This is a genomic window from Flavobacterium sp. (assembly GCF_039916025.1).
Taxonomy (GTDB): domain Bacteria; phylum Bacteroidota; class Bacteroidia; order Flavobacteriales; family Flavobacteriaceae; genus Flavobacterium.
The window spans coordinates 1-11,729 of sequence record NZ_JBDSMB010000015.1; the positions used below are offsets into that span (position 1 = coordinate 1).

An 11,729-nucleotide genomic window follows, 5' to 3' on the forward strand; every position below is an offset into this window, starting at 1 on the left:
AAAAATAATAGTTTGTATCAGGATAAAGTAAATAAAGCTATTCAGTGGTCGAGACAGTTTACTATGGATGTTTTTGAAGATGAAATTAAACTGCTTTTAAAATCATGAGAATAGTTCAGATTATAGACTCATTAGAAATTGGTGGTGCCGAAAAAATGGCAATTAACTATGCAAATGCGCTTTCAACAAAATGTGATTTTTCAGGTTTAGTTGCCACCAGAGCTGAAGGGAAATTAAAAAATCAGTTGAACCAATCGGTTTCTTATCTTTTCCTAAAGAAAAAAGCAACCCTTGATTTTGGTGCTGTTTTTAGGCTGAAAAAATATTGCAAAGAAAACAAAGTCGATTTCCTTCAGCCACACAGCAGTTCTTATTTTACAGCATTATTGGTTAAATTTATTTACCCAAAAGTTGCTATAATTTGGCATGATCATAATGGATTAAGCGAGTTCATCAGCTCTGAAAAATCATTTGCCTTAAAGATTGCCTCCTTTTTTTTCAAAGGAATTATTGTGGTAAATTATAAGCTGAAAGCTTGGGCAGAAAAAGAGTTGAATTGTAAAAAAGTAATTTATTTGCCTAATTTTACAACCATTGATAACGCAGCAAAAGCTGAAACCGTTTTAGAAGGAGAATCAGGAAAGCGGATTTTGTGTTTGGCTAATCTGCGGGATCAGAAGAATCACTTTTTGTTGCTTGAAGTTGCCGAAAAGTTGAAGCAATCTCATCCGGATTGGACATTTCATTTGGTAGGAAAAGATTTTAAAGATGAATATTCAAGACAAGTAAAAACTGCGATTTTAAATAAGAATTTAGAAAGAAATGTTTTTATTTATGGTTCTAAAAATGATATTAAAAACATTATAAATCAATCAGAAATCGCCATATTGACTTCGAAATCAGAAGGTTTGCCTATAGCTTTAATTGAATACGGACTTTCTAAAAAACCCGTAGTTTCTACTAAAGTTGGAGAAATACCTTTGATTATCAAAGATGGAATGAATGGGTTTATTGTTGGCGTAAATGATGCAAATTTGTTTTATCAAAAATTATTGAAATTTATAACCGAAGAAGATTTACGGATGAAAATGGGTAATTCACTTTATCAAACCGTTTTGGAAAATAATTCAGAAGATGGTGTTATTACTAACTATTTAAACTGGGTTTCAAACCTTTAAATATGAAAGAAAGAAAATATATCATTTTTATTCTTTTCCATGTCTTAATCGGTATTTTAGTATACGTATTTAGACCTTTGGCTACTTTGTATGCTATTAGTATTCCAATGATTGGACTGTATTATATAGTAAAAAACCAAAATAGAAATAATGAGGTTTTATTTGTTTCTGCTTATATTGTTGGGAGTGAGGTTTTTTTGAGGATGACAGGTGGAAATTTGCTGTATGAATCGGCAAAATATGGCGTGATGGTATTTTTAATTTTGGGAATGTATTATAATGGATTTTCAAAAAACGCAATACCATATTGGATTTATATATTACTATTGCTGCCTGGAGCATATGTAGCTTCAGAAACATTGAATTTGCAAACAGATATCCGAAAGCAATTGGCCTTTAATCTTTCTGGTCCATTTTGTCTCGGCATTGCCTCAATATATTGCTATAATCGTAAAATATTGCTTTCCCAGCTTAACAATATTCTGTTAACCTTAGCATTGCCAATTTTTACCACAACCATTTATTTAATTTTATATACTCCGGATTTAAAAGAGATATTGACAGGAACTGATTCTAATTTAGAGACTTCAGGAGGATTCGGCCCTAATCAGGTATCTACTGTATTAGGCGTTGGAATGTTTATATTTTTTTCAAGATTACTTTTAGACTCAAAGACAAAGTTGATGTTTATTGTAAATTTAATTATCCTTTTTAATATTACGTATAGAGGATTTGTAACATTTTCCAGAGGTGGTATGATGACTGGTTTTGTAATGATATTCTTGTTGTTGATATATATTTATGTCAATGTCAAGAGTTATAAAAAGTATAAGCTATTAGGTTTTTTTGGTTTCATGGCCGTCGCTTTATTATTCACATGGATTTATACTTCTAATCAAACAGGTGGATTAATTGACAAGCGATATGCAAATAAGGATGCAGCCGGTAGGGTGAAAGAAAGCAATTTATCAGGTAGAGAAGAGATTTGGGATAGTGAAATAGCTGATTTTCTTGATCATCCGGTTTTTGGCATAGGCGTGGGAAAAGCACTGGAAATCAGGGAAGAAAGATCTGGCGGATTGATTATAGCATCTCACAGCGAAATTTCAAGAACAATTGCAGAACATGGTATGATGGGTATTATAGCTTTACTAATAGTGCTGTTTACGCCAATTTTTTTATATTTAGACAATAAACAAAATATTTATATGTTTTCGCTGTTACTATTTTGGTTACTTACAATTAATCATGCTGCTATGCGGATTGCTGCACCAGCTTTTGTATATTCGTTATCGCTACTAAAAGTTTATATGGATGAAGAACCTCCTTTACATAGGTAATAAATTATCCGACCATGGTTATACTTCGACATCAATAGAAACTCTTGGGGTTTTTCTTGAAGGTGAAGGTTTTAATGTATACTATGCTTCTTCCAAAAAGAATAAAATTGGGAGAATGCTTGAGATGATAAGTAAAACATTCAAGTATGCTAAAAAGGTTGATTATGTTTTAATCGACACTTATAGCACTAAGAATTTTTGGTATGCTTTTATTATTTCTCAACTGTGTAGAATGCTGAATTTAAAATATATACCCAAGCTTCACGGTGGTAATTTGCCAAGTAGGATTATCCGAAGTAAGTTTTTTTCAAATCTGATTTTTAAAAATGCCTACATAAATATTGCTCCGTCTTATTACTTATTAGAAGCTTTTAAGAAAAGTGGTTATACCAATCTAAAATATATTCCCAACACCATTGAGATGCAGTTATATTCTTCATCTCCAAAAGAATTTAAAACACCTAAGATTCTCTGGGTAAGATCATTTGCTAAAATATACAATCCATTGATGGCGGTCAAAGTATTCATCAAGATAAAAGATATTTTTCCAGATGCAAAGATTTGCATGGTTGGCCCAAAAAAGGATGATAGCCATGCAAAGGCTTTAAAATTTGTCAAAAAAAACAATATTGAAGTTGTTTTTACCGGTAAATTATCAAAAGTAGATTGGATTGCATTATCAAAAGAATACAATGTTTTTATAAACACCACGCATTTTGACAATACTCCAATAAGCGTTATTGAAGCCATGGCTTTAGGTTTGCCGGTTGTGTCAACAAATGTTGGTGGAATCACCTATTTATTAGAACATAACGAAAATGCTCTTTTAGTAAACGACGATGATGTTGACGACATGACGAATCAAATTAATCGGGTTTTTACAGAGGCAAATCTGGCACAAAATTTATCCGAAAAAGGTAAGGAATCTGTTAAAAGCTTTGACTGGGAAATAGTCAAAAAGCAATGGGTAGAGCTACTCGTGTAAAGTAATTTCACTAACTTGCGACTTCAAAATTCTTTTTACCCCAAAAAATGAATAAATATAAGGATATACACTTTGAAGTTTCGGAAAGAAAAATTCTTTTGCGGATTTTTGACGTAATTTCGGTGTTACTTTCTTTGTACTTAGTTGGAATAGTTTTCAAATTCAATTATTTCAATATTTCAGAAACAAATTTTTATTGGACAATTGTTTTAGGAATATACCTAAATTTCATAGGTTCTGTTTTTGAAATGTATAATCTGCAGGTTGCCAGCAATCAATTTCAAATCATAAAAAGCATAATCCTTACTTCATCAATAACGGTTTTACTATATTTATTAACCCCGGTTTATACTCCGATTCTTCCAACCAACCGTCTTCAAATCCTCATTTTTTATATTGCTATATTTTTAGCATTGTTTATATGGCGAATGATGTATGTTCGGTTTTTTGCATCAAATAGATTTTCAAAAAAAGTAATCCTTATTTGTGATAGAGAGCAATATAAAGAACTTGTTTTTGCGCTTGAAAGTGCTGATCCGCACTATCGTGTTTTAGGTTTTGTTAACTCTGATAGCGCAAATACCAAAACAAATGATAAGATAAAAAGCATTGACATTAATAAACTGGATGAATTTGTCAAGGAAAATTCAATTTCAGAAATAGTAATTGCATCTCAAAAAACTGATGGTATAACAGTTAATCTCTACAATCAATTGATTAATTTATTAGAAAATGGCTATATAATTAGAGAGTACACACAGGTCTATGAAAATATGACCCAACGGATTCCGGTACAATATGTTTCAAGGGATTTCTACCGTTATTTCCCATTTAGCAGAAGTAATCAAAATCATTTTTACTTAATTGTAATGCGTTTTTTTGAGATTATATTTTCGGTTATTGGTTTATCAATCGGACTAATTATTTTGCCTTTTATTTTGATTGGAAACCTTTTTGGAAACAGAGGGAAATTGTTTTACACACAGGAAAGAGTAGGTAAGAACGGTAAGATTTTCAACATTGTGAAATATAGGACAATGGTTATCAATGCAGAGAAAGAAGGTGCTGTTTTTGCCACAACAAATGATAGCAGGATAACACCATTTGGAAAAATAATGCGAAAATCCCGAATGGACGAAATACCACAGTTTATCAATATTTTAAAAGGTGATATGGCTGTAATTGGACCAAGACCTGAACGTCCAATCTTTGTAAATGAAATTGCCGAAGTGATGCCGTTTTATGAAACGCGTCACGTTATAAAACCAGGACTGACTGGTTGGGCACAGGTAAATTATTCATATGGTGAAACCATTGATGATAGTTTGATAAAACTCCAATATGATTTATATTATATCAAGCACAGAAGTATTTTCCTTGATGTTAATATCATTTTTAAAACGCTGAGTACTGTTTTATTTTACCGCGGCCAATAGCTGTCGCTTGCTTCTTCTAAGAAAATAAAAAAGCGTTATCCCTGAACAAATAATCATTGGCAGGAACATTACCAGATTTGGTTTGTTTAGCAGAATAATGACAAACAAGCCTAACATAAGTAAACTGTATAGTGCTATCCTTTTTACCCAAATAAATTTATTTTTCCAGAAACAAAAAATCAGTGCGAGCAATAAAGGATTGAATAGTAAAACATTGTAATTGTAAGCTACTTCCTGGTGAGAAGAATAAAATCCAATTAAAGATAAAAAGATTCCAAGTAGGCCAATTATTGCGAAATAGCTAAGATAAATCCAGGATTTTCTGCTTATCACAATCAATAAAAAAATCAGGCAGAAACTATAATAATTATTCCAAAGCGATTTTTCAGATTTTGTGGGTGTTGCTTTTAAAATGGTTCTTGGCTGTTCAGAAACTGGTTTTCCATTGAATTGCGCCACCTTCAAACTTTCCATAAATTGATTAGGCAAAAACAATTTCTTTCCATCTTCATCCGTTTTAGCGCCAAACATAACATTGATTCCGAGGTTTTCATAAAAATGATCTTCTACATAAGGAAATAGAATTTCACGGTAGCTTTGACCTTTTTCGGTAGTTTTCACAATTGAATTTTGTCCCAATGTTTGGTTTATTTTGTCCACAACCATATTGGTGCAATTTCTATCGATAAACTTATAAGTATAATACTTTTCATCAGTAAGCAGACTCTTATTCAATGCATCAAAAAGCTGTTGCTTTTGCGCTGCAGTCAGGTTTAAAGTTTGCTCATATATAGAGCGGTTTTCTATAGTATATTGATAAAAAAACTCATTATATGAATTGGCAGTTACAAAATACCGCAAATCGCCTTTAATGAATTTTAAATAAAAATTCTCTGTTGCAAAATCAAAGGTTCCATAATTGTAAACCACATCTAAATCATTGGAAGCATCCTGAATTCTGATTGCCGTATGGCCAAAAATTGAATAGAGTTCATTCCCTTGTTCACAGGTTAAAATGCTAATTTTGGTGTTTTTAGATAATGGAATTTGTCCAAAAGCGAAACCGTTTTTTAGAACAAAAAATAGTAGTAATAAGATGGGAAGTTTATTTTTAAACATTGATTTCTTTTAAATTTTATCTAAAAATACTCAAATCTACTTTCACAGAAAAGATATTAGAATATAAAGCGGCACTTTGATCACCCAAATCAGTTAAAGCATAATCTACCTGAATGCCTTTATACTTAAAACCCAGGCCAATATTGGGCTGGAAGTTGACTTTCGTACTTCCGTCAATTTGCTCTACATTTTGAAAATTCCCAACTCCGGCGCGAAGAAAAACCAAATCGGTATAACCAAATTCAAGTCCTAAAGCCGGGTCAATACTCACAGCATCTGAAGCAAAGATATCGTTTGTTTTGGTAAACTGCATGTTCAGATTAACTGCGGCAAGCAACGAATAATCATAATGAATATCAAACTTTTTGGAGATACCAAGTTGCGCTTTTGGAAAAGTAATCTCAGTACTTTCAGGCGGTTCCTGATTTTGTCCGGCTACAGCATCTTTTATTTCATTGTATTTATCTTCATCGATTGCCCAAACGTTATAAGTTGTTGTAATATCGCGAAGCATGACTCCATAATGCCAATCATTGTTTTCATATTGCAATCCGAAATCAAAACCAAAACCCCATGAGCTCGCAAAATCACCAATAACTCTGCGGATAACTTTTGCATTTACGCCATATCGCAAACCTTCAACTAATGTTGGGCGCCTCGCATAGGAAAATGTCAATCCATAATCGGCTGTTGAGAAAAGGCTGATTCGGTTGTAGTCAATATTTCCTTCACTGTCAATAAGTTGCGTCGTATTTAAAATGTCATCCACACCGAAACGAATCAATGAAATTCCCCAGGCGCTTCGGTCATCTATCTTTTTGGCGTAAGCCGCATAATCATATTGGGCAATATTGGCAAAGTAACTCGCGTGCATTAATGATGCTTCACTGTCTTCGATTTTAAGTAAACCTGACGGATTCCAATAGCCTGAATTTACATCGCCTGTAAATGCCGTTACCGCATTAGACATCCCCAAAGCAGCAGCATCAACTCCAATGTTCATAAATTCATTGGAATATTTCCTAACTGTTTGTGCATGAGTAATTATGCTAATAAAAAGCAGTAGAATAGCAATTGTTTTTTTCAAGGCAATTTTTCTTTTTACAAATATCAAATAAAAATCTCTAATATAAAACGCAGAAAGCTTTAACTTATTGTATTAGATTTGTAATTCTTTTTTAAAAAACTAACTGAAGTCTTATGAAAATAAAAGCTCTGATTCCAAACTTGTTCACCATGCTTAATCTGTTTTGTGGCTGTGTGGCTGTAGTTATGGTATCATATTCTGAGTTTGAATGTGCATTTTTCTTTGTATGTCTTGGTATTTTCTTTGATTTTTTTGATGGTTTTTTTGCCCGAAAATTTGGCGTTGCCGGACCATTAGGAGTTCAATTAGATTCGTTGGCAGATATGGTTACGAGTGGAGTTGTTCCGGGTTATGTGATGTGTCAAATGCTAAAAAACATCAGGAATCCATTAGTAATGAATATGGAATGGTATCATATTGTGCTTCCTTATTTAGGGTTTATAATTACGCTTGGCGCATGCTATCGTTTAGCTAAATTCAATATAGACGAAAGACAATCGGATTCTTTTATTGGTTTGCCAACTCCAGCTAATGCTTTGTTTATAACAAGTCTACCTTTAGTAGTTATCCCATTTGTGTTTTATTTGATTAATAATCAATGGGTTTTAATTGCAATAACACTTCTAAGCGCTTACGTTATGAATGCTGAAATTCCGTTATTTTCACTAAAGATTAAAAATTTCAGTTTTGCCAAATACAAATTGCAGATTTTCTTTTTAGCACTTTCACTTGTACTGCTTATTTTTCTTCAGATACTAGCTGTTCCACTGATAATTGTAATTTACGTTTTACTTTCGGTAATCAATAATATAGTCACAAAAAAAGCTTCCAATTAGGAAGCTTTTTTTATTTATTTTTATTAATCATGTAGAGGATAAATCCAAAAAAGAGAAAGCATATAAGTAAGACTAAATATGTTTTTGGACTGGCAAAATTTACACTTATTCCATATTCCGGATTGGATTTGTCAACAAAGACTCTTTTGTCTTCTTTATTGAAATAGAAATTCCCGAGTTTCCAATTCTTTGGATCTTTCGACCAATTTTCTAATTGTTCTTTGTCTGGGTTTTGCATTTATTAAAACGTCAATTTCTTTTTACGTAACTCAAAGTTTTGTCCTAGATATACTTTTCTAACCATTTCGTCAGCTGCCAATTCTTCCGGAATTCCGGCTTTTAGAATTCCACCTTCAAACATTAAGTATGTCTTATCAGTAATAGCAAGTGTTTCCTGAACGTTATGGTCGGTAATTAAGATTCCGATATTTTTGTTTTTTAATTGCGCTACAATACGCTGAATATCTTCTACCGCAACTGGGTCAACACCGGCAAATGGTTCATCAAGCAAAATAAATTTTGGGTCAGTTGCCAAAGCTCTTGCGATTTCGGTTCTTCTTCTTTCACCACCCGAAAGTAAATCACCACGATTGGTTCTGATGTGTTCAAGACTAAACTCGGCAATCAGGCTTTCCATTTTGGCTATTTGCTCTTCTTTAGAAAGCTTTGTTAATTGCAATACGCTCAAAATATTATCCTCAATACTCAACTTTCTGAAAACAGAAGCTTCCTGTGCCAAATAACCGATTCCGTTTTGTGCACGCTTGTACATTGGAAATTCGGTAATATCCATGTCATCTAAATAGATATTCCCTGAATTTGGTTTAACCAATCCAACAATCATATAGAACGAAGTTGTTTTTCCGGCACCATTTGGACCTAAGAGCCCAACGATTTCACCTTGATTTACTTCGACAGAAATACCTTTAACAACACTTCTGCCTTTATAGGTTTTGACTAAATTTTCGGCTCTTAATTTCATCTTGTCGGTTATTCGGTTATTTGTGTATTTGTTTATCTGGCAAATTAACGAATAACCAAATAACCAAATCAACTCTTTAACAATTATTTATTTTCTTCAAGTGCTTCCCAAAACTCATAAGCTTTTCTCAAATGTGGAATTACAATGGTTCCGCCAACTAAAGTTGCAACTCCCATAGCTTCCATCATTTCTTCTTTGGTAATTCCAAGTTTATAACTGGTTTCCAAATGGTATTTTACGCAATCATCACAACGCAACACTGCTGATGCAACAAGTCCGAGTAGCTCTTTTGTCCTAACATCCAATGCGCCTTCTGCGTAAGCATTGGTATCAAGATTGAAAATACGTTTTACAATTTTATTATTGTCAGCCAATAATTTACCGTTCATTCTTGAACGATATTCATTAAAATCCTCAACTAGTTTGCTCATCTTTCTTTTTATTTTTTTCTACAATAGCCGAAATCCAGATACATCCTTCATAAATGACCAACATTGGCACTGCAACGGTTATCTGACTTACAACATCAGGAGGCGTTACAATAGCAGCAATAATCAATATAATAACGATGGCATATTTTCTATACTTTCTTAAGTATTTTGGTCCAACCAGTCCTAATTTCGTCAGGAAATAAATGATGATTGGCAATTCAAAATATAATCCACTGGCAATAACTGCCGTTTTAACCATACTAACATAGGAATCAATGCTAAATTGATTTTTCACAACACTGCTTATAGAGAATGTTGCTAAGAAATTTACCGACATCGGAACGATGACATAATAACCAAAAAGCACTCCCAAAAAGAACAAAACTGAAGCTACAAAAATGAAAATTTTGGCTCCTTTTTTCTCTTTTTCATGTAAAGCCGGACTTATAAACTTCCAGAATTCCCAGAGTATATAAGGGAAAGCCAAAATAAAACCTGCAGTTATGCAAACCCACACAAAAATATTTACCTGACCTTCCATTTCAGTATTCTGAATGATGAAATTTAGTTCGGTAATGCAAATGCTGTCTGCAAATCCAAGATAATGAGAAGCATCACAAAAAAAGCGATAGGTAACAAAACTTGGATCCGTTGGGCCAAAAATGATATCGGAAAAAATATAATCTGCAAAGAAATAGGCAACAATTCCCATGATGACAACTGCAGCTGAACTTCTTACTAATAACCATCTTAATTCTTCAAGATGATCCAGGAAAGACATTTCGCCTGTTGGTTTATTCTTTTTCGCCATTATACGATGCCTTCTTTTAAAATATCATGCAAATGAATTACACCTTTATAATCACCATTGTCAACAACTACTAATTGCGTAATTGAAAAGTCTTCAAGAATATTCAGGGCATCGCTAACCATATCAGTTGATTTTATGGTTTTCGGATTTTTGGTCATTATGTCTTGTGCTGTTAATCCTGAAATGTTTTCAGTTTTATTCAGCATTCTTCTTATATCTCCATCGGTTATGATTCCGATAACTTTGTCATTTTCTACCACAGCTGTAACTCCTAATCGTTTTTCAGATATTTCAACAATGGCTTTTTTGATTGTCGAATCTGGTGAAACAACCGGTCTGTGCGTAGTGTCAAGCATGTCGCCAACACGCAACAATAGTTTTTTACCCAAAGCGCCACCAGGATGATATTTGGCAAAATCTTCAGCAGTGAAATTTTTCATTTCCATCAAACAAACTGCAATGGCATCGCCCATAACTAATTGTGCTGTGGTGCTATTTGTTGGTGCCAAATTAATGGGACAAGCCTCGGTTTCGACATAAGTATTCAAAACAACATCGGCTTCTTTTCCTAAAAAGGAAGTTATATTTCCGGTAATGGCAATCAGTTTGTTTCCAAATCGTTTTAACAACGGAACCAAAACCTTAATCTCAGGACTGTTACCGCTTTTTGAAATACAGATCACAGCATCTCCAGGCTGCACCATGCCTAAATCACCATGAATGGCTTCTGAAGCATGAAGGAAAAGGGAAGGAGTTCCGGTAGAATTTAAAGTGGCCACAATTTTTTGGGCTATGATAGCACTTTTGCCTATTCCGGTAACAACTAAACGGCCTTTTGAGTTGTAAATGATTTCTACAGCATTAACAAAATTGTCATCTAAAAAATCGGTTAGCTTAGCTATTGACTCGCTTTCAGACAAAATTGTCTTTTTGGCAGAGGCAAGAATGTTTTCTTTTTTTATCAAAATTGTAACAATATAAAATTTGTATGTAATAAAGAAAGTAGTATCTTTATGTTTGCAAATTTATGTAAAAATACCATTAACAGAGAATGAATTTAGACGAAATTGACATTCACAAAGAATTAAAAAAATATTTTGGTTTCAACCAATTTAAAGGATTACAAGAACAAGTTATAAAAAGTATTATTACTCAAAATAATACTTTTGTTATAATGCCTACAGGTGGCGGAAAGTCATTATGTTATCAGCTGCCTGCTTTGATTCAGGAAGGAACCGCTATTGTAGTTTCTCCGCTTATTGCTTTAATGAAAAATCAGGTAGATGCTATTCGGAGTTTGTCTTCAGAAAATGGCATTGCACATGTGTTGAATTCGTCTCTTACCAAAACAGAAATAAATCAGGTTAAAAAAGATATCACTTCAGGAATTACCAAATTATTATATGTAGCACCTGAATCATTAACAAAAGAAGAATACGTTGAGTTTCTTCAAAATGTAACCATCTCTTTTGTCGCCATTGACGAAGCACATTGTATTTCGGAATGGGGACACGATTTCAGACC

At 33.2% G+C, this 11,729-nt stretch carries 13 protein-coding genes; 6 read left to right on the forward strand and 7 right to left on the reverse strand.

All coding sequences use genetic code 11. The features are described 5' to 3' along the window. Positions 1–104: 104 nt before the first annotated feature. Genes ABIQ27_RS00830 through ABIQ27_RS00845 form a run of 4 tightly spaced genes read left to right on the forward strand, consistent with a single transcriptional unit; the run spans position 105 to position 4,939 of the window. A complete protein-coding gene (locus ABIQ27_RS00830; protein ID WP_348031146.1) occupies positions 105–1,178 on the forward strand; it encodes a glycosyltransferase in 1,074 nt (357 codons plus the stop codon). A 2-nt stretch (positions 1,179–1,180) separates the two neighbouring features. Further along, positions 1,181–2,518: an O-antigen ligase family protein gene (locus tag ABIQ27_RS00835; RefSeq protein WP_348031148.1), complete on the forward strand. Its 1,338-nt coding sequence runs from the start codon at positions 1,181–1,183 to the stop codon at positions 2,516–2,518. Then, on the forward strand, positions 2,493–3,503 hold the full coding sequence (locus ABIQ27_RS00840) for a glycosyltransferase family 4 protein (protein ID WP_348031150.1): 1,011 nt from the start codon (positions 2,493–2,495) through the stop codon (positions 3,501–3,503). Before ABIQ27_RS00835 ends, ABIQ27_RS00840 begins: the two co-directional genes overlap by 26 nt. A 47-nt stretch (positions 3,504–3,550) precedes the next feature. Further along, the gene (locus ABIQ27_RS00845; RefSeq protein ID WP_348031152.1) at positions 3,551–4,939 is read left to right on the forward strand and encodes a sugar transferase; all 1,389 of its coding nucleotides are present in this window, start codon (positions 3,551–3,553) and stop codon (positions 4,937–4,939) included. Here the strand turns inward: ABIQ27_RS00845 and ABIQ27_RS00850 are convergent. Both ABIQ27_RS00850 and ABIQ27_RS00855 read right to left on the reverse strand, forming a co-directional pair. Then, positions 4,919–6,058, reverse strand: a complete 1,140-nt coding sequence (locus ABIQ27_RS00850; RefSeq protein ID WP_348031154.1) for a DUF4105 domain-containing protein — start codon at positions 6,056–6,058, stop codon at positions 4,919–4,921. The two genes, ABIQ27_RS00845 and ABIQ27_RS00850, sit on opposite strands and share 21 nt — an antisense overlap. Before the next feature lie 16 nt (positions 6,059–6,074). Next, positions 6,075–7,061, reverse strand: a complete 987-nt coding sequence (locus ABIQ27_RS00855; protein ID WP_348031168.1) for a PorV/PorQ family protein — start codon at positions 7,059–7,061, stop codon at positions 6,075–6,077. Positions 7,062–7,258: 197 nt separating this feature from the next. Here ABIQ27_RS00855 and ABIQ27_RS00860 point away from each other — a divergent pair, with 197 nt between their 5' ends. Further along, positions 7,259–7,981: a CDP-alcohol phosphatidyltransferase family protein gene (locus ABIQ27_RS00860; RefSeq protein WP_348031156.1), complete on the forward strand. Its 723-nt coding sequence runs from the start codon at positions 7,259–7,261 to the stop codon at positions 7,979–7,981. 10 nt (positions 7,982–7,991) lie between these two features. Here the strand turns inward: ABIQ27_RS00860 and ABIQ27_RS00865 are convergent, their stop codons facing one another. From ABIQ27_RS00865 to ABIQ27_RS00885, 5 genes are all read right to left on the reverse strand, one after another. Further along, on the reverse strand, positions 7,992–8,219 hold the full coding sequence (locus ABIQ27_RS00865; RefSeq protein ID WP_348031157.1) for a hypothetical protein: 228 nt from the start codon (positions 8,217–8,219) through the stop codon (positions 7,992–7,994). Between the two features lie 3 nt (positions 8,220–8,222). Next, the gene (gene lptB / locus ABIQ27_RS00870; RefSeq protein ID WP_348031159.1) at positions 8,223–8,963 is read right to left on the reverse strand and encodes an LPS export ABC transporter ATP-binding protein; all 741 of its coding nucleotides are present in this window, start codon (positions 8,961–8,963) and stop codon (positions 8,223–8,225) included. An 83-nt stretch (positions 8,964–9,046) separates the two neighbouring features. Next, positions 9,047–9,394: a carboxymuconolactone decarboxylase family protein gene (locus tag ABIQ27_RS00875; protein ID WP_348031161.1), complete on the reverse strand. Its 348-nt coding sequence runs from the start codon at positions 9,392–9,394 to the stop codon at positions 9,047–9,049. Further along, entirely contained in the window at positions 9,378–10,205 is an 828-nt protein-coding gene (gene tatC / locus ABIQ27_RS00880) for a twin-arginine translocase subunit TatC (RefSeq protein WP_348031163.1), read from the reverse strand. The genes ABIQ27_RS00875 and tatC overlap by 17 nt, the downstream gene beginning before the upstream one ends. Continuing rightward, positions 10,205–11,170 (reverse strand): KpsF/GutQ family sugar-phosphate isomerase, encoded by a 966-nt coding sequence (locus tag ABIQ27_RS00885; protein WP_348031165.1) that lies wholly within the window; start codon positions 11,168–11,170, stop codon positions 10,205–10,207. Before ABIQ27_RS00885 ends, tatC begins: the two co-directional genes overlap by 1 nt. An 86-nt stretch (positions 11,171–11,256) precedes the next feature. On the opposite strand from ABIQ27_RS00885, the gene ABIQ27_RS00890 reads away from it, so the two are divergent. Beyond that, a partial coding sequence (locus ABIQ27_RS00890; protein WP_348031166.1) for a DEAD/DEAH box helicase occupies positions 11,257–11,729 on the forward strand: 473 nt, incomplete at its 3' end.

What these genes read in the sequence shown, in the direction of transcription:
- ABIQ27_RS00830 (WP_348031146.1), top strand. Translation starts at nt 105, where the DNA reads ATGAGAATAGTTCAGATTATAGACTCATTAGAAATTGGTGGTGCCGAA.
- ABIQ27_RS00835 (WP_348031148.1), top strand. Translation starts at nt 1,181, where the DNA reads ATGAAAGAAAGAAAATATATCATTTTTATTCTTTTCCATGTCTTAATC.
- ABIQ27_RS00840 (WP_348031150.1), top strand. Translation starts at nt 2,493, where the DNA reads ATGAAGAACCTCCTTTACATAGGTAATAAATTATCCGACCATGGTTAT.
- ABIQ27_RS00845 (WP_348031152.1), top strand. Translation starts at nt 3,551, where the DNA reads ATGAATAAATATAAGGATATACACTTTGAAGTTTCGGAAAGAAAAATT.
- ABIQ27_RS00850 (WP_348031154.1), bottom strand. Translation starts at nt 6,058, where the DNA reads ATGTTTAAAAATAAACTTCCCATCTTATTACTACTATTTTTTGTTCTA.
- ABIQ27_RS00855 (WP_348031168.1), bottom strand. Translation starts at nt 7,061, where the DNA reads ATGAACATTGGAGTTGATGCTGCTGCTTTGGGGATGTCTAATGCGGTA.
- ABIQ27_RS00860 (WP_348031156.1), top strand. Translation starts at nt 7,259, where the DNA reads ATGAAAATAAAAGCTCTGATTCCAAACTTGTTCACCATGCTTAATCTG.
- ABIQ27_RS00865 (WP_348031157.1), bottom strand. Translation starts at nt 8,219, where the DNA reads ATGCAAAACCCAGACAAAGAACAATTAGAAAATTGGTCGAAAGATCCA.
- lptB (WP_348031159.1), bottom strand. Translation starts at nt 8,963, where the DNA reads ATGAAATTAAGAGCCGAAAATTTAGTCAAAACCTATAAAGGCAGAAGT.
- ABIQ27_RS00875 (WP_348031161.1), bottom strand. Translation starts at nt 9,394, where the DNA reads ATGAGCAAACTAGTTGAGGATTTTAATGAATATCGTTCAAGAATGAAC.
- tatC (WP_348031163.1), bottom strand. Translation starts at nt 10,205, where the DNA reads ATGGCGAAAAAGAATAAACCAACAGGCGAAATGTCTTTCCTGGATCAT.